This window comes from Maribacter sp. (assembly GCF_039974175.1).
Classification (GTDB): domain Bacteria; phylum Bacteroidota; class Bacteroidia; order Flavobacteriales; family Flavobacteriaceae; genus Maribacter_C.
On record NZ_JBDWJN010000009.1, the window covers coordinates 87,610 to 104,994 of the forward strand.

14 protein-coding genes are annotated in these 17,385 nt (G+C 39.7%); all 14 read left to right on the top strand.

Annotated features, from left to right (window positions below; translation table 11 throughout):
* Nucleotides 1-44: 44 nt before the first annotated feature.
* The 14 genes from ABJN95_RS06855 to ABJN95_RS06920 all read left to right on the top strand — a co-directional run bounded on the left by ABJN95_RS06855 (nucleotide 45) and on the right by ABJN95_RS06920 (nucleotide 17,270).
* Nucleotides 45-839, top strand: a complete 795-nt coding sequence (locus ABJN95_RS06855; protein WP_348369585.1) for an SDR family oxidoreductase — start codon at nucleotides 45-47, stop codon at nucleotides 837-839.
* 172 nt (nucleotides 840-1,011) lie between these two features.
* A complete protein-coding gene (locus tag ABJN95_RS06860; protein ID WP_348369587.1) occupies nucleotides 1,012-1,266 on the top strand; it encodes a peptide methionine sulfoxide reductase in 255 nt (84 codons plus the stop codon).
* A 27-nt stretch (nucleotides 1,267-1,293) separates the two neighbouring features.
* Nucleotides 1,294-1,806, top strand: a complete 513-nt coding sequence (gene msrA, locus ABJN95_RS06865) for a peptide-methionine (S)-S-oxide reductase MsrA (protein ID WP_348369589.1) — start codon at nucleotides 1,294-1,296, stop codon at nucleotides 1,804-1,806.
* A 42-nt stretch (nucleotides 1,807-1,848) separates the two neighbouring features.
* Nucleotides 1,849-2,388 (top strand): peptide-methionine (S)-S-oxide reductase, encoded by a 540-nt coding sequence (locus tag ABJN95_RS06870; protein WP_348369591.1) that lies wholly within the window; start codon nucleotides 1,849-1,851, stop codon nucleotides 2,386-2,388.
* Between the two features lie 43 nt (nucleotides 2,389-2,431).
* Entirely contained in the window at nucleotides 2,432-3,274 is an 843-nt protein-coding gene (locus tag ABJN95_RS06875) for a methylated-DNA--[protein]-cysteine S-methyltransferase (RefSeq protein WP_348369593.1), read from the top strand.
* Between the two features lie 4 nt (nucleotides 3,275-3,278).
* Nucleotides 3,279-3,992 (top strand): 2OG-Fe(II) oxygenase, encoded by a 714-nt coding sequence (locus tag ABJN95_RS06880; RefSeq protein WP_348369595.1) that lies wholly within the window; start codon nucleotides 3,279-3,281, stop codon nucleotides 3,990-3,992.
* Between the two features lie 3 nt (nucleotides 3,993-3,995).
* Nucleotides 3,996-4,241 carry an Ada metal-binding domain-containing protein gene (locus ABJN95_RS06885; RefSeq protein ID WP_348369597.1) on the top strand — a complete coding sequence of 82 codons (246 nt, stop codon included), beginning with the start codon at nucleotides 3,996-3,998 and terminating at the stop codon, nucleotides 4,239-4,241.
* Nucleotides 4,228-4,833 (top strand): alpha-ketoglutarate-dependent dioxygenase AlkB, encoded by a 606-nt coding sequence (locus ABJN95_RS06890; protein WP_348369599.1) that lies wholly within the window; start codon nucleotides 4,228-4,230, stop codon nucleotides 4,831-4,833. The genes ABJN95_RS06885 and ABJN95_RS06890 overlap by 14 nt, the downstream gene beginning before the upstream one ends.
* Before the next feature lie 285 nt (nucleotides 4,834-5,118).
* Nucleotides 5,119-7,875 (top strand): Two component regulator three Y domain-containing protein, encoded by a 2,757-nt coding sequence (locus ABJN95_RS06895; protein WP_348369600.1) that lies wholly within the window; start codon nucleotides 5,119-5,121, stop codon nucleotides 7,873-7,875.
* Between the two features lie 234 nt (nucleotides 7,876-8,109).
* Nucleotides 8,110-11,127, top strand: a complete 3,018-nt coding sequence (locus tag ABJN95_RS06900) for a TonB-dependent receptor (RefSeq protein ID WP_348369602.1) — start codon at nucleotides 8,110-8,112, stop codon at nucleotides 11,125-11,127.
* 11 nt (nucleotides 11,128-11,138) lie between these two features.
* Nucleotides 11,139-12,683, top strand: a complete 1,545-nt coding sequence (locus ABJN95_RS06905; protein ID WP_348369604.1) for a RagB/SusD family nutrient uptake outer membrane protein — start codon at nucleotides 11,139-11,141, stop codon at nucleotides 12,681-12,683.
* A 19-nt stretch (nucleotides 12,684-12,702) separates the two neighbouring features.
* Entirely contained in the window at nucleotides 12,703-14,490 is a 1,788-nt protein-coding gene (locus ABJN95_RS06910; RefSeq protein ID WP_348369606.1) for a LamG-like jellyroll fold domain-containing protein, read from the top strand.
* Between the two features lie 30 nt (nucleotides 14,491-14,520).
* On the top strand, nucleotides 14,521-15,879 hold the full coding sequence (locus ABJN95_RS06915) for a glucoamylase family protein (protein WP_348369608.1): 1,359 nt from the start codon (nucleotides 14,521-14,523) through the stop codon (nucleotides 15,877-15,879).
* Entirely contained in the window at nucleotides 15,879-17,270 is a 1,392-nt protein-coding gene (locus tag ABJN95_RS06920; protein ID WP_348369610.1) for a glucoamylase family protein, read from the top strand. Before ABJN95_RS06915 ends, ABJN95_RS06920 begins: the two co-directional genes overlap by 1 nt.
* Nucleotides 17,271-17,385 lie beyond the last annotated feature (115 nt).

A 17,385-nucleotide genomic window follows, 5' to 3' on the forward strand; every position in this document is an offset into this window, starting at 1 on the left:
AAACATCTCGGTCATACTAGAGCAGGTATTAAATCAACTTAGAAATGGATTTACAACTTCGAGAAAAAACAGCATTTATCACAGGGTCAACAGCTGGCATTGGTTTTGCAACCGCAAGAGCGTTAATTCAGGAAGGTGCTTCTGTTCTTTTGAACGGAAGAACCGTAGAAAGTGTTACCAAGGCTGTTCAAAAATTGCAAGAAGAATTCCCGAATAGCACCGTTTCTGGTTTTGCAACGGACTTTAGCAAATTAGATGAGGTCGAAGAACTGCTGAAAAAACTTCCAGAAATTGATCTTCTTATCAATAATGTAGGTATGTATGCATCAGCACCTTTTTTCGAGACCCCCGATGATGATTGGTATCGGCAATTCGAGCTAAACGTGATGAGCGGAGTTAGGTTGTCTAAAAACCTACTGCCAAAGATGCTTTCCAAAGACTGGGGTCGTATTTTGTTTGTCTCCAGTGAATGTGCAACATTGGTGCCCGTTGATATGATTCCGTATAGCATGACAAAAACTGCTATACATGCGGTTTCAAGAGGATTGGCTCAATTAACCAAAGGAAGCGGAGTTACTGTAAATACGATTGTTCCAGGCTCTACTTTATCTGAAGGAGCAGAACAATTTTTAGACAATGCAGCGGAAAAAGAAGGGAAGACAAAATCGCAAATAGAGGAGGCCTTCTTTTCAGAAGTTCGTACCTCTTCGCTGTTACAACGCTTTGCAAGGGTGGAAGAAGTTGCTACTACAATTACCTATTTGTGCAGTCCACTTTCTGCTGCTACCAATGGAGCCGCGATAAAAGTTGATGGCGGTAGTATGGGAGGAGTTTTATAATCGACTAAGAATTGAAAAGTATATGTTTTCGATTTGTGGGTAAAATAGAATTTAGAATATGAAGAGCTTAGCTAACTAGATGTCTTTAGAAGGATTAGCTTTACAATAGAATTTAGGTAACTAAAGAAGAGGTATAGAAAAAAAGAATAGATTTTGCACAATGAATAGTGAAATGCTAAGTAATTTAAACAAGATACCCAATGGCTATTCGGAAGGAATTTATTCCGATAAGAAATACGGTCTGAGCAAGACTATTTTCAATAATGGAAAGTCATTTAAGATTTTTGGAGAAGAGCTTGGCGGTTCTGACTTTATTAGTCTGAATTACTATATCACTAAAGAGAAAGGCTTGATAAAGCCCTGCGAGATGACAGTACAAAAAGTAGTTCATTTTCTTGAAAATGTAATTATTTTAGAAGAAGATTGAACGGTAAAAATCATTAAAAAAAGCAAAATGGAAAATTACAAAAAGGCATATATCGCAGGGGGTTGTTTCTGGGGAATGGAAGACCTTTTTCGGGTACGCCCAGGAATAGCCAACACTGAGGTAGGGTATCAAGGGGGGCAAAATGATAATCCAACCTATAAAAATCATCCTGGTCATGCAGAAGGGATTGAATTGACTTATGACCCCAACGAAACATCATTTAGAGAAATACTTGATTTTTTCTTTCGCATGCACAACCCCACCACCGTCGACCAACAAGGTAATGATCGAGGTTCGAGCTATCGCTCGGCGATATTTTATCAAAATGATGAAGAAAAAGCGATTGCCGAAGAAATGATTGACCGGGTCAATGAATCGGGAAAATGGCCCGCTAAGGTAGTTACTACCTTAGAACCATTTACACCGTTTTGGCCGGCTGAAGAATATCATCAAGATTATTTGGTGAAAAACCCAAATGGCTATACCTGTCATTTCGTGAGATTTGATGATAGTTTTATACAAAATGAAGCAACAAAGTAGACCAAAAGGGTTCTAATTCTTGAATTTAATTATAATCTGCCTTTGGGTGTATTAGAAAAAATCGGTTTTGGTGGAGGTTGCCATTGGTGTACTGAAGCTGTTTTTCAATCCTTGAAAGGGGTCGCGGGGGTAGATCAGGGTTGGATTGCATCTGCAGGAGAAGCAACAACTTTTTCCGAAGCGGTAATTGTAGCTTACGATATGTCCAAAATTCCGCTGAAAGCTCTGATAGAAATTCATTTACTGACTCACAAAAGCACTGCAGATCATAGTATGCGGAAGAAATACCGATCAGCTGTATATGTGTTTTCGGAATCTCAAGACGCTGAAGTCAATATGATTTTAGAATCTTTTCAAGCAGAATTCGATCATGCTCTGATAACCCAGGTATTGCCCTTTATTGAATTCAAACCTTCTAAGGAAGAATTCAAAGCGTATTATTATAAGAATCCTCATAAACCATTTTGCGAGAATTTTATTAACCCTAAATTGAAATTGCTTTTAAAGCGGTTTTTGCAGTATACAAATAAAGACAAACTAGATCATTTACAAAAAAAGTTCAGCAAGAATCGGGTTTTATGACCTTCAAAAGCAACATAAGTTTGCACCATAAAATTCAAAGAAAATGACTGAGCAAGAACAAATTAATTATAATCGAATCGCCGAAGCGATAGCGTATATCAGAACAAATTTTAAAGAGCAACCCTCCTTAAACGACATTGCCGAAAGCGTGCATTTAAGCCCTTATCATTTCCAGCGTTTGTTTACTGATTGGGCTGGTGTAAGTCCGAAAAAATTTATGCAATACATCAGTATTGAGTATGCGAAGCAAATATTAAGGGACAAGCAAACCACATTATTCGACACTGCCCATCAAACGGGCCTATCTGGCACGAGTCGTTTACATGATCTTTTTATCAATATAGAAGGTATGACTCCTGGAGAATTTAAAAATGGAGGTGAAAATCTATCTATAAGTTACAGTTTTGCCGAAAGTCCTTTTGGGCATATCATTGTAGCATCTACAACAAAAGGAATTTGTCATATGGCCTTCTTTAATGACAAGAATGATGCATTTGCTACACTTCAAAAACAATTTCCAAATGCTAGCTATAATCAAGTTGTTGATTCAGCACAGCAGAATGCACTGTTCATTTTTCGGCACGACTGGAGCAAACTAGACCAAATAAAATTGCACTTAACCGGAACACCATTCCAGCTTAAAGTCTGGGAAACGCTCTTGAAAATACCAATGGGAGAATTAGCAACATACGGGGCCATCGCTAAAAAAATTGATAGGCCTAATGCGTCGAGAGCAATTGGTACAGCCATAGGAAACAATCCTGTTGCGTTTTTAATTCCTTGTCACAGAGTAATACAAGCATCTGGGGATTCTGGAGGGTATATGTGGGGCAAAACGCGAAAATCTGCTATCATTGGCTGGGAGGCCGCAAAAATCAACGGATAGCATCATGGAAAATTTAACTACCAGAATACAAGCTATTGATTGGAATAGGGTCGCTTCCGAGATGAACCAAAAAGGGTATGCAATTGTGCGCGATGTACTTTCAAAAAAACAATGTCAAGAATTGATTGACTTGTATGAGAAATCCGATGGATATCGAAAAAGGGTAGCAATGGAACGCTACCGTTTTGGCTTGGGGGAATACAAATATTTTGATTACCCATTACCAAATATTATTCAGACCTTACGCCAAGAAATATATCCAAAATTAGCCCCTATTGCGAATTCGTGGATGAAGGTTTTAAAAATTGAGCGACGATTTCCTAAATCGTATGATGAATTGCAGGCGCAGTGCCATGCTAAACATCAAATGAAGCCGACACCCTTAATTTTAAAATATGGCAAAGGCGGTTTTAATACCTTACACCAAGATTTATACGGCGATGTGTTTTTCCCACTTCAAACGGTGTTTTTCCTAAACGAACCCGATATAGATTTTACAGGCGGTGAATTCGTTATGACACAGCAGACTCCAAGAGCACAATCTAGGGCCATTGTTTTAAAGCCTAAAAAAGGCGAGATGCTTATTTTTACCACAAATTTTAGACCTGTAAGGGGCAAAAGGGGATATTACAGAGTGAGTATGAAGCACGGGGTAAGTGAATTGCACAGTGGAGAAAGACATACCATGGGCGTTATCTTTCACGATGCCTTAAGCTGATGTATGCTACAGCATAAAGACATATCTGATGCAGAATTAAGAACAAAATTAAGAGCTAAACAGCTTTCTTTGGGCGGCAATAAAAAGTTGAAAATTTATGGACAGCTCGATTGTAAATCAGGTCAAAGAATGAAACGAGAAAACAGAGTTTTCTTTAACTCAAAAAAGGAAGCGCTAAATCATAAGTATAGACCCTGCGGGCACTGTATGAAGAGGGATTATAAAAAATGGAAAGATGGAGTTATTTGATATTGATTCAACGATTAATCTGCTTCCCTATGACGGAAAAGTCAACTATTATGGTAAAGTATTCGATCAAGAAGCATCGAATCACTATTTGGAAGCATTGCTTAAAACCATACAATGGCGAAACGACGAAGCGATTATTTTTGGTAAAAAAATAATTACCAAACGCAAGGTGGCTTGGTACGCCGAAGAATCTTTTGAATACACCTATTCCAAGACTACGAAACGGGCTTTGCCTTGGACAAAAGAATTACTAGACCTAAAAACAGTTGTCGAAAAGAAAACAGGAGATACATTTAATTCTTGCCTTTTAAACCTCTATCATAATGGTAGTGAAGGAATGGCATGGCATAGCGATGGGGAGAAGGATTTGCAAAAAGATGGAGCAATTGCATCATTGAGTTTTGGAGCGGAACGAAAATTTTCCTTTAAGCATAAGGAGACCAAAGAAAAAATCAATTTGGTTTTAAAACACGGAAGTTTATTGGTCATGAAAGGCACTACCCAAAGGAATTGGTTACATCGACTTCCTCCAACCAAACTTGTCTTAAAACCGAGAGTAAATTTGACGTTCAGAACTATTGAAATCAAATAATGTCGGCATCCTTGTTCAAGCAAATTAACATCTTTGCAATTGCTGTCTTTCAAGTTTCCCCAGAAGGTTCGATATAACCTCAAAGTAGTAACCATAAAACTTAAATCGTTTGCTAACAAAGCAAACTTTAACGTATTTACTCCGTGGTACAAGAAGAACCGAAAGACAATGAATTTTGGAAAGGGTTTTTAATATGAAATACCTTAGCCATGTAAGTAATTTTTCCAAGCTTATCTTTGACTTATCTTTGGTAAACGCTATATGAACCTAGCATTTCTTTAAAGGATGAAGATTCTATTACTTTCCTTGCTCGCGTTATTTAACGTTTCGTATTGGGCTATTGCACAAGATTTGTCACCGCCTATTCAAAACTACAGTGGTTATGAATATAATGCCGCAAGTAAGAATTGGGGACTTACTGTTGATCCAGATGGTGAATTATACGTGGCGAATAATGATGGGTTGCTTCATTTTAATGGCGAAAAATGGAATCTTAACAAGTTACCCAATAAAACTATTTTACGCTCTGTTTCCTATATCAAGGGTAAAATCTATACAGGGTCTTACGAGGAGTTTGGATATTGGGAGAAGGATAAATATGGTTCTTTACAATATAATTCGCTAACGCATTTAATAAAAGAGCATGAATTTACGAGTGAAGAATTTTGGCAAATACTACAATTTGGTGATACCATCATTTTTAGGTCCTTTTCCAACATTTATGTTTATAGAGAAGATGAAGTTGAGGTAATCGATGCACCTTTTGTTGTGACCAATATAGCAGTCTACAACAACGAAGTCATAGTGGCAGGTGAACATAGACGATTATTTTGGTTAAGAAATGGAAGTCTCGTACCCTTAGAACATCAAGATGACCTCATTGGCAAAATCATTGTAGATATGGTTCAAGTAGGAAATCATCTTTTGATAGGGACCAAATTAAGTGGATGTTTCCTTTTAAAGGATGGCAAACTAGAAGTCCTGGAAAACGAAATAAACGATGAATTAAAAGAGCATCAGTTAAACAAATTTTTAACGGTAAAGGATAATAAAATCGTATTTGGGACCATAAAAAATGGTATTTACATCTATGATTTACATCTTCAGAAATTTCAAAATTTCAACAGAGAACTAGGCCTGCAGAATAATACAATATTGGCAATGCTTCAATTTAAGGAACAACTATGGTTAGGACTCGATAATGGTATAGATAAAATTCAACTGAACAATCCTATAACATATTATACGGATTATTCGGGAGCTTTAGGTACTGTCTATGATTTGATCGATCATGATGACACCTTATACCTGGGCAGTAATACGGGGGTATACTATTTTCAGGATAACAACTTACAATTTGTGCCTGGATCACAAGGTCATGTTTGGGACTTGGAACTTTTAGACGGCGAACTTTTCTGCGGCCATAATACCGGAACGTTTATACTTAGCAACAAAACTCTTATTAAAGTTTCCAACATATCGGGGGGCTATCAAATCATTAAAATACCTGAAAAAGCATCCACTTTCCTTCAGGGAACTTATACAGGAATGGCCAAATTTGAAAAGGATGAACAGGGAGTTTGGTCAACACAGCGCATTGAGGGAATAGATTCCCCGGTTAAGCAACTTTGCTTTGAGAATGCATTTACCATTTGGGCGGCTCACCCTTATAAAGGACTGTTCCGAATAAAAATGGACGAAAACCATACGAGGGTAATTGATAAAGAAGAGGTTGAAACCAATGTTATTCCCAATCCTTATAACATCAAGTTGTATAATATCAAGAATCAAATTGTGCTGTCGAGTGAAGGGGCCTGGTACAAATATGACCCTATTCTTGATGAAATTATACCTTTTGAAGAGTTCAAGAATTATAGCAATATGGATTTAGTACACTTCAACGATAGGTACTATTGGTTTTTAGATAATGAGAACTCAAAAAAAATAATTCGTACCAATCTGAAGCAAGACTTCTTTACCTTAGATGATGTACAACTGAGGAAGCGATTGGCCCTTGAGACCAAAACAATCATCAATTACAATGACTCTATTTACTATTTTACCTTGAGTGATGGATTCGGAAAATTGAATCTTACTAAGTTACAAAGTCAATTGAATGTCGATGTTTTACCTCAGCCCAGATTAAGTTCCTTTGCAGACGAGGAAAAAATGTATGCTCTAGATGAAAGCATATTCCATATACCATATAATAAATCACAAAGTCTTACAATAGATGTATCAGCAGGTAGTTTCAAACAGTATAAGTACTATTATGAACTCCAAGGAGCCATTGAGCAATCCACTTATCAAGATAATGGCACTATTTCTTTTCAGAACTTGACCTTTGGTTCTTATGCACTTTATATTCACACAGTTAGTATCGGCAATGAACTATCTGAAGTAAAAAAAATAGAATTCAAAATTATGCCACCCTGGTATTTATCAAAATGGAGCATGTTGCTCTATTTACTTTTGTTCATGGGGGTGATAATTTTAATAAGATTATATAATAAAACGAAGTTAGAACGTAAACATAAAAGGCTAAAAGAAAAGCTACAAAGAGAACAAGAGGAACGTCTGGCCAATTTGGAGAAAGAGAAACTAAGCCAAGAAATAAAGTCAAAACAAAAAGAGCTGACCAGTACTACAATGAATGTAGCCAAAAAGAACGAGCTGATATTAGAATTGAAGGCGCTGTTATTAATGAATAAGGACAAGTTTGAAAATAAGCAACGATACAGGTCTTTTATTAGAAAGTTGGATAGTTCCATTAATGACGACGCAGATTGGAAACATTTTGAAGTCAACTTCAAAGAACTGCATGAAGACTTCTTCGAAATATTACTTCACAAGTACCCTAAACTGACTCCCAAAGATTTAAAATTATGTGCTTATCTTAAAATGAATCTTGCCTCCAAAGAAATTGCTCCATTAATGGGAATCTCTACTAGAGGTGTAGAGATACATCGGTATCGACTACGTAAAAAACTACAAATCGAAGCATCCCAGAACATTTCCAACTTCTTAATTACATTAAGATAGGCTTGCCTTGACTTCATAGCCAGCAAATCAAAATTTTGCATTACATCATTATTACATCATTGTGTTAAAATTTCGGATTCTGTTCGAGCAATCACTACTGCGAAGGCCGAGAAAAAAGACCTTCAAGAGCCTATTTTTATTGATGTAGTTTTTATGTAATCCTCTTTCCAACATCAAGCACCCCGTTTTGATAATTTAGCAATATTCTAACTCAATTTTTGAATAATTATGAATATGAAAATCAATTTATTGATAATATGTTCTTTGTTGGTTCATTTCTTAGGGCATGCGCAACAGCGTGTCAATGTATCGGGAACAATTTCCGATATTGATGGAACCCCATTACCGGGAGCTAATGTTATCGTTAAAGGAACTACTACCGGAACCCAAACCGATTTTGATGGAAACTATGTTTTGAACAATGTTCCGTCCGACGGCACCTTGCTGATAAGCTATCTTGGTTTCATCGCTGAGGAAATTGCCGTAAATGATCAAACCGTTATCAATATTGAATTACAAGAAGATACTCAAGCACTAGATGAGGTGGTTGTAATAGGCTATGGTGAGATGAGGTCCAAGGATCTAACATCTGCCATAACCACGGTAAAGGCTGAAGAACTAGAAATAGCCCCAGTAGGCCAAGCCATGCAGGCGTTGCAAGGTAAGGTTGCTGGACTACAAATAATAAATAATGGTGCACCCGGCGGTTCTCCAACAGTCAGGGTACGTGGTATAGGTTCTTACAACACGGGTGCATCTGGACCATTATTTGTTGTAGATGGCGCGTTTTTCGATGATATTGACTTTTTGAACCCAACAGATATTGCTTCCGTTTCCATTTTAAAAGATGCCTCAGCTGCGGCTATTTATGGTGTTAGGGCGGCAAATGGTGTCATTCTTATTGAAACCAAATCGGGAGCATTTAACCAAAAGGCGCAAATAACATATAGCGGCTATTCAGGTTATCAGGTGGCCCAGAATGTTTTAAAGATGGCGAATGCAGAGCAGTTTACCACTTTAGCCCTTGAGTCGGGTTCAGAACCTGATGCCCAATTCATTCTAAATGCTATGCAGCGTTATGGCCGAAGCCGAGTGAACCCAAATGTTCCAAATGTCAATACAGATTGGTATGATGAGGTTACTAAGAATGCGCTTATTCAGAACCACAGCCTAAATGTTACTGGCGGCAGCGAAAAAGCAACTTATGCCATTGGAGCAAATTATTTTCAACAAGACGGCCTGTTAAAAATGAAAAACGAGTTTGAACGCTTTAATCTTAGGAGTAAAATAGATTTTAAGGTAAATGACCAAATTACTATCGGGGGTAGTATGGTGTTGAGCAATGCCACTCGATACGATGCAGAGGACTCGGCTTGGCGATTGGCATACTTTGCAGTGCCGATAATGCCGGTATTTGATCCGCAATTGGTTAGTGATGAAGCCGTTTTTCCAACAAATTATGCCAATGCACAGGATTTAGGGTATAGGGGTGGACAAAACCCCTTTCCTACTATGGATTTCAGTGAAAATCGCTCTAAAATCAGAAATACACTTGCCAATTTCTACGCGGAAATCGCTATAATTCCGGATAAATTTTTCTTTAGAACTGCCTATAACCACAATCTTAGAACTGAAGACAGGCGTGAGGTGCGCTTACCCTACTTCATTGGTAATAACTTTCAACGAGAGGATGCCTCATTGCTCAAAAGAACCACGACAACATCGAACCAAATATGGGACAATACCATAACTTACAAAGATGATTTTGGCAAACACAGTCTTACAGTGTTGGCAGGAACATCGTTCAGAGATGAGGCATTCGACCTACTGCAAGCAAGAGGATTAAATTTTCCGCTTACAGGTGAGGAGGCTTATTTTTTAGATCAGGCACAGACCATAGTTGAGGAAAGCGTTATTGATGGTGGTGCTAGGGAGTATGGGCTCTCTTACTTTGGTAGGCTTTCTTACAATTTTGATAACCGCTATTTACTGTACGGTACATATCGTGCAGATGGCACAAACAAGTATCAAGAGAAATGGGGTTACTTTCCAACCATAGGGGCCGGATGGGTATTATCTGAAGAGTCCTTTTTTCCAAGCGATGGTTTTATAGACTTTTTAAAGCTAAGAGGAAGTTGGGGCGAACTTGGTAATGATAAGGTGCCTTCAAGTGAGGGTTCTATTACCTCCGAAGTAGTTACTACAGCATTGGATGACGTTTTGGTAAGCGGTTTGAATACGAGTAGTGATTTTACAGCTTTGAAGTGGGAGGTGACCGAGGAAATCAATGCCGGTCTTTCGGCAAGATTGTTCGATAACAATTTGTCACTGGAAGCAGATTATTATATCAGAGATACCAAAGATGCGGTCATTCCTGTAGAGCGTCCTTTAATTCCGGGAACTACCAGACAGAATATTGGGGAAATCAGAAATTCGGGCTTTGAGCTTGCGCTGAACTGGAACAAACGGGTGTCCGATGATTTCAGTTATTTTATAGGAGGAAATTTTGCCACCTTAGAAAATGAGGTACTCAGTTTAGGCGATACAGAGTTTTTAGATGCGGGTACTGCAGAATTTCGACAACGTTCAGTGGTCGGCGAGCCCATTTTTGCCTTTTATGGCCGGGAAATTATCGGGGTGTACCAAAACGATGCCCAAATACAGGCCGATCCCATTGCGGTTGCAAATGAACTGGCTCCTGGTGACTTTGTATATAGAGATGTGAATGGTGATGGTGAAATCTCTGATGATGACAGAGTAGTTCTAGGATCCTTTCTGCCATCCTATTCTTTTGGACTCAACCTAGGGTTCAACTACAAAGCATGGGATTTTTCAGCTAGTGCCATTGGCCAAGGCGGGAACAAAATACTGAATAGAAAACGCGGCGAGGTGATTTTTACAAACGATACCAATTGGGATCGAGATTTCGCGGTAAACCGTTGGCATGGAGACGGCACTACCAATAGTTATCCATCTGCAGCAGGTATTAGAAAAGGATGGAATCAAAGGCTTAACAATTTCTTCGTCGAAGACGGAGACTTCTTCAGAATACAAAACATCACCTTAGGATATACTATCAATAAGAACCAAGGGCGACGTGGTATACCGGAAACCAGAATTTACCTCACCGCTGAAAAACCTTTAACCGTTTTTGACTACAACGGATTTAATCCAGAAATAAGTAATGGCGTCGATAATCAGACCTATCCTATACCTGCGGTCTACACTTTTGGTGTTAATATTAAAATTTAAAAAAAGCTACTATGAAACTAATTTTAAAAATTTTAAAGTTTTTCCCACTATTGTTTTTGATCTTCATAGTTGGGTGTACAAGTAATTTAGACGAACCACAGCTTAATAATAACTTTGCTGGGGGAACTGATTTTACTAAGACAGAGGATATGCGCCTTTCACTGATTGGTGTATACGAAGCATTTCATTCCAGAGGGTGGGAACAGCCACTATTGATATCGGTACGCGGTGATGATGTCAACGCCGGTGGATTGGGTGACCAACAGCCATTTGCTGATACTGACCTATTTAAATATGATAAGGATTATTGGATGTATAACTCCCTTTGGGAAAACATATATGTCGATATAATTTCTGCCCATACTGCCATGGAACAGATTTCGCGATATCAAGAGTTGGCAGATGAGGATGGTAAAAACTTGGGAGACAGTTATATTGCCGAAGCTAAGGTACTTCGGGCCATGATGCTCTTTCATATTTCGCAAGTATGGGGCAGTGTTTTCATTCCAGAATCGTCAGATACGGGCTCGCTAAAGGAGTTAACAGCCGTTCCTTCCCAAGAAGCAGTAATGCAGCATCTGTCTGATCAAATGGATGAAGCCATACCATTGCTACCTGCCGTACACCCAAAAGATCGATCCGATCTTCCTGGTGGGGTCACACGCTATACCGCACTCGCAATAAAAGCGTTGGCCAATCAAGAGCTTAAAAACTATCAAGCAGTGGCCGACGCATCTGCGGAAATTATCAATTCTGGTCAATATGCGCTCTTTACTGATTTTTATGAACTCTTTAAGATTCCTGGAAAATTAAGCCAGGAAAGTATTCTCGATCTACAATACTCTGATTTTGGTCAAGGTGAAGGAGATCGCGAAGCACATTTATACAACCCCTATGGTCCTCAGAATTGGACACCGGCAGTTGAAGGTGCTGGCAGCGGTTGGGGGTTCTACGAGCCTAGCATGAAGTTTATCAAATTTATGTTGGACAGGGGTGAGACAATTCGTTTGGAAACAAGTGTATTGTTTACAAATCGGGGCATTGCAGAATTGCAGACTGATCCCAATTATGCGACCCTACCAGGGTTTGTTACCAATACTACTAGAGATGGCGATGTCATAAATGACTATGCAAGAGCTCTGTTCGCCAGCGGCAAACACTATTTACCTTCGAATCAGTTAATTCCGGGTAGAACGGCCTATGGTAGTAATAAGAATTACAATATGATACGCTATGCTGAAATATTGCTGATGTATGCCGAAGCGCTAGCTCAAGGTGCTACAGCTACTGCTATATCAGCAGACGAAGCTGTCAATCTGGTACGAGCACGAGCGGGAATGCCTGCACTTTCAGGGGTTTCATTAGATGATATCCTAGACGAGAAATTTGCCGAGTTGGGCATGGAATGGGGGAAACGCTATTTCGACATGCTCCGATTGGAACGTTTTGATGAACTCAGTTACGACGGTAGAACTTTTAGCACAGATCAGCGCTTCCTGCCCTACCCACAAAGTCAAGTAGATCAATTCCCAATATTGGCTGATCAAGCACAGTAAACCAACAAATTTAAAAACGATGAAAAATATAAAACATTTATGTACCTACCTTTTAGTTGTGGCACTATTTTACGGCTGCGATCAAGGTATAGATCCAATATCAGAGGTAGCGCAGGGAGCTGATGCCTCGGCTCCACAAGTGACAATAAATTACCCATTAGAAGGAACAACGATAAAGGTGTTGGAGTTAGTAACATCTATTACTGTCGATTTTGAGGTGACCGACGATATCGAAGTTGCCAAAGTAGAAGCACTGATAGATGGACAGAATATTGCTACCTTGAATGATTTTAAAGATTACCGCCGCGTTTTGGTAGATGACCTTAGCTATAATAACCTTGACGATGGCGCGCACCAGTTTACCGTAAATGCAACTGATGTCGATGGAAAAACTACCGCTGTAACCGTTAATTTCAATAAAGAACCTGCCTATGTGCCGGTATACACAGCTGAGTCCATATATATGCCTTTCGACGGAGATTATTTTGATTTGGTAGGACTACAACCTGCAGAACAAATTGGCTCACCAGGCTTTGCTGGTGAAGGTTTTGTAGGTCTCAATGCTTATGCGGGTGCCACAGATTCTTACTTGTCTCTACCCACGGAAGGGCTATTGGGAGAAGAATTCACAGCCGTATTTTGGTATAAGGTGAATGCCGATCCCGATAGGGCAGGCATATTAGTAATTGGTCCTCCAGACCCAAGCAACCCTGATAGTCCAAATAACAGAAACAGTGGGTTTAGATTTTTCAGGGAAAATGCCAACGGTAACCAACGTTTTAAACTAAATGTAGGTACAGGTATGGGAAATTCCTGGTTTGATGGTGGAATGGCGGCTGATTTATCTCCCGACACGGGGTGGACCCATATGGCCTTTACAATTTCTGGAAACGGTGCGACAGTTTATATTAATGGTGAAATTGTGAGTACTGGAGACTTAGTAGGCGGGGTAGATTGGACTGACTGCGATATCCTATCTATAATGTCAGGAGCACCACGCTTTACAGGATGGAACCATAAATCGGATATCAGTAATATGGATGAGCTTCGTATATTCAATCGGTCACTTTCACAAAGTGAAATTCAGAATATTATGACCACCGAAGCTGGTGGATTTGTGGGGACTTTCGACCAAGAAATGTTCTACCTGCCTTTTGATGGTGACAATACTGAACTGTTTAGCAATTTGGAGGCTACCATGGTCGGTACCACAGGTTTCGCTGGCGAAAGTGTCGCAGGAGAAGATGCCTTTGCAGGAGCGGTAGATTCCTATTTGACTTTTCCTACGAATGGTTTGACAACTGAAGAATTCAGTGCCACCTTTTGGTATAAGATGAACGCTGATGCCACCAGAGGTGGAATACTTGTTATAGGGCCTGAAGATACCGAGAGGGCAGAATATCCCGATATACAGAACCTTCGTACCAGCGGTTTTCGCTTTTTTCGGGAAGGTGATGAAAACCGACAAGTTTTCAAGTTAAATGTTGGAACGGGTGATGGAGAAACCTGGATCGATGGCGGCGATGCCGCAGCGCTAGATCCCACAATAGCTACTGACTGGGTACATTTGGCTTTTACAATTTCCAAAAGTGAGGCAATAGTTTATTTCGATGGGGTACAGGTAGCACAAAATACCTTAGATGGTATTGATTGGACTGGTTGTGACCTACTGTCTATTGGTTCAGGAGCGCCCCGTTTTAATCAATGGAATCATTTGGCCGATTCAAGTTTCATAGATGAGTTGCGATTCTATAGAAAAGCCTTGTCTCCAGAAGAAATTATGGGCATCATGAATGCCGATTTATAAAGAAGTTAGTTTGATTTAGTTTTTTGATTTATGAGGTTAGTTTTAATTCTTATGGCTGTTGCATCTTTTTTAGTAGCGGGATGCAATGGCCATAAATCATCTAAAAAAGAGCAAAGTACAGCCATAAATGTTGGGTATATTGACAACGAAACCCTATTGGATACGGTACAAAGACATACGTTTAACTATTTTTGGGAAGGTGCCGAACCAATTTCAGGTTTAGCTCGTGAACGGATTCATATGGACCATATCTATCCCAACCACGATAAAGATATTATCACCATTGGAGGCTCTGGTTTTGGGTTGATGGCAATATTAGTGGGGGTTGAACGAGGTTTTATAACTCACGGGCAAGCTCTCGAGCGTTTTGAAAAAGCTGTAGATTTTTTGGAAAGGGCGGACCGCTTTCATGGGGCTTGGCCGCATTGGCTCTTGCCATCAGGAAAAGTTGCTCCTTTTAGTAAAAAAGATAATGGTGGAGATTTGGTGGAAACAGCCTTTCTAATACAAGGATTACTTACCGTGAAGGAATACTTCAAGGAAGGTAATGAAAGGGAAAACCAGCTCGCAGAAAAGATTCAAAAACTTTGGGAAGAAGTGGAGTGGGACTGGTATACCAATGGTAATAATGTTTTGTATTGGCATTGGAGTCCAGAATACGAATGGGAGATGGATTTTCCTGTGGGGGGTTATAACGAAGCGCTCATCATGTACGTATTGGCTGCCGCATCGCCCGCACATGCTATTGCTAAAGAAGTTTATGTACAAGGATGGGCACGAAACGGTGATATAACCAAAGATACGGTCTTCTATGACCTGGCGACCAAACTTGATCACTATGAACATGACAAATCGCCTGTTGGGCCACTTTTTTGGGCACATTATTCTTATATGGGATTGAATCCCAAAGGGCTTACCGATTCATACACCGACTACTGGAAACTGAATACTAACCATGCGTTTATTCACTACCGACATGCTGTGGCTAATCCGAACAATTTTAAGGGCTATGGATCAAAGGGCTGGGGCCTAACCTCTAGCTATTCCATGAAAGGATATAGCAGCCATCGCCCCGATAACGATTTGGGTGTGATATCGCCAACTGCCGCACTATCATCCATGCCATTTACACCAAATGAAAGTATGATTTTTTTAAGGCATCTGTATACAGCGCAAGACTCGCTGATTGGTAAATACGGACCTTATGATGCCTTTAGTGTTGAACAAAATTGGTACCTACCTCGTTATTTGGCAATTGATCAAGGCCCCATACCCGTAATGATCGAAAACCATAGGTCTGGATTGTTCTGGAAGTTGTTTATGAAAAACAAGGATGTACAATTAGGCCTGGAAAAACTAGGATTTACAAGTAAGGAAATCGGTTTATAATGAAGTATATATATAGCTATATCATAGTGTTATGGGTTTTAAATGCATGTTCGTGTAGTAATGAAGTGCAAGGACCCATCGGAATTTCAGAGCTACCAGATGAACCTATTGATGAAGAATCTGTAGAAGAGAAACCTCAAATTACTGATGAAGAACTACTCGATTTTACCCAAAGGGAAACCTTTAAATATTTTTGGAACTTCGCGGAGGCAAATTCTGGTGCGGCAAGAGAAAGATACCATCCTGATGACGCTACTAGAGACCAAAACGTGGTAACAACTGGTGGCACAGGTTTTGGGCTTATGGCACTATTGATAGGCATTGACAGGGGCTTTGTTACAAGAGAACAAGGCGTAAAGAGATTGACAAAAATTCTGTCCTTCCTTGAAACGGCTGATCGTTTTCACGGCGTCTGGCCACATTGGATTAATGGTAGCAGTGGAAGTACCATTCCATTTAGTGAAAAAGATAATGGTGGCGATTTGGTAGAGACCGCTTTTTTGGTACAAGGCCTTATATGTGTTAAGGAGTATTTGCAAGACGGCAATAGCCAAGAGCAAGATTTGGCAGCTAAAGCGGATAGTCTTTGGAAAGAGGTAGAGTGGGATTGGTATACCCAAAATCAAGAAACCCTTTACTGGCATTGGAGTCCCAACTTCGGATTCGACATTAACCTAAAACTTAAGGGGTATAATGAAGTACTGATAACCTATGTTTTAGGTGCAGCCTCACCCGATTATTCCATAACAAAGGAAACTTATACCAACGGATGGGCTTCTAATGGGAATATGTTATCATCTAGTTCACAGTATGGGTTTCCTTTGATCGTAAAACATGCGGGGAATATTGTCTATGGGGGCCCCTTATTTTGGGCACATTATTCTTATTTGGGATTGAACCCCAACAACCTCGTGGATGGATTTGTGAATTATAGCGAGGTTAATACCAACCATAGCAGAATCAACTACCAATATTGTATAGAAAATCCAAATGATTTTAAGGCTTATGGTAAAGACTGTTGGGGACTTACGGCTAGTTATTCGAGAGATAATAACGGCGACATAACCTACCGGGCGCATCAACCTGGTAATAATGATGTAGGGGTAATTTCACCGACAGCAGCCTTGGGTTCCATGCCATATACCCCTGAGGAATCAATACGAGCATTACGCTATTTTTATAGCCATAAAGACAAATTGTTGGGTCCAGCAGGTTTTTACGATGCCTTTAGTCCAGAACACGATTTTTGGGTAGCCGAAGCTTATTTGGCCATTGATCAAGGACCGATCATTGTCATGATTGAAAATCATAGAACGGGAATGCTCTGGAATCTTTTTATGAAGAATAAAGAGGTGCAGGCCGGACTGGCAAAGCTGGGTTTTTCTTTTTGAGGTAATCAAAAACTGTTCTTATTAACGAGCAACATGCACGGTGGAGATTATGATAGTGTGTTTGATACTATCTAAGACCAACGTACCGTCAAGCTAGTGGCATTTTGAACCATAT

Excerpts from the sequence above, each read along its gene's own strand:
- ABJN95_RS06855 (WP_348369585.1), top strand. The coding sequence starts at position 45 with ATGGATTTACAACTTCGAGAAAAAACAGCATTTATCACAGGGTCAACA.
- ABJN95_RS06860 (WP_348369587.1), top strand. The coding sequence starts at position 1,012 with ATGCTAAGTAATTTAAACAAGATACCCAATGGCTATTCGGAAGGAATT.
- msrA (WP_348369589.1), top strand. The coding sequence starts at position 1,294 with ATGGAAAATTACAAAAAGGCATATATCGCAGGGGGTTGTTTCTGGGGA.
- ABJN95_RS06875 (WP_348369593.1), top strand. The coding sequence starts at position 2,432 with ATGACTGAGCAAGAACAAATTAATTATAATCGAATCGCCGAAGCGATA.
- ABJN95_RS06880 (WP_348369595.1), top strand. The coding sequence starts at position 3,279 with ATGGAAAATTTAACTACCAGAATACAAGCTATTGATTGGAATAGGGTC.
- ABJN95_RS06885 (WP_348369597.1), top strand. The coding sequence starts at position 3,996 with ATGCTACAGCATAAAGACATATCTGATGCAGAATTAAGAACAAAATTA.
- ABJN95_RS06890 (WP_348369599.1), top strand. The coding sequence starts at position 4,228 with ATGGAGTTATTTGATATTGATTCAACGATTAATCTGCTTCCCTATGAC.
- ABJN95_RS06895 (WP_348369600.1), top strand. The coding sequence starts at position 5,119 with ATGAAGATTCTATTACTTTCCTTGCTCGCGTTATTTAACGTTTCGTAT.
- ABJN95_RS06900 (WP_348369602.1), top strand. The coding sequence starts at position 8,110 with ATGAAAATCAATTTATTGATAATATGTTCTTTGTTGGTTCATTTCTTA.
- ABJN95_RS06905 (WP_348369604.1), top strand. The coding sequence starts at position 11,139 with ATGAAACTAATTTTAAAAATTTTAAAGTTTTTCCCACTATTGTTTTTG.
- ABJN95_RS06910 (WP_348369606.1), top strand. The coding sequence starts at position 12,703 with ATGAAAAATATAAAACATTTATGTACCTACCTTTTAGTTGTGGCACTA.
- ABJN95_RS06915 (WP_348369608.1), top strand. The coding sequence starts at position 14,521 with ATGAGGTTAGTTTTAATTCTTATGGCTGTTGCATCTTTTTTAGTAGCG.
- ABJN95_RS06920 (WP_348369610.1), top strand. The coding sequence starts at position 15,879 with ATGAAGTATATATATAGCTATATCATAGTGTTATGGGTTTTAAATGCA.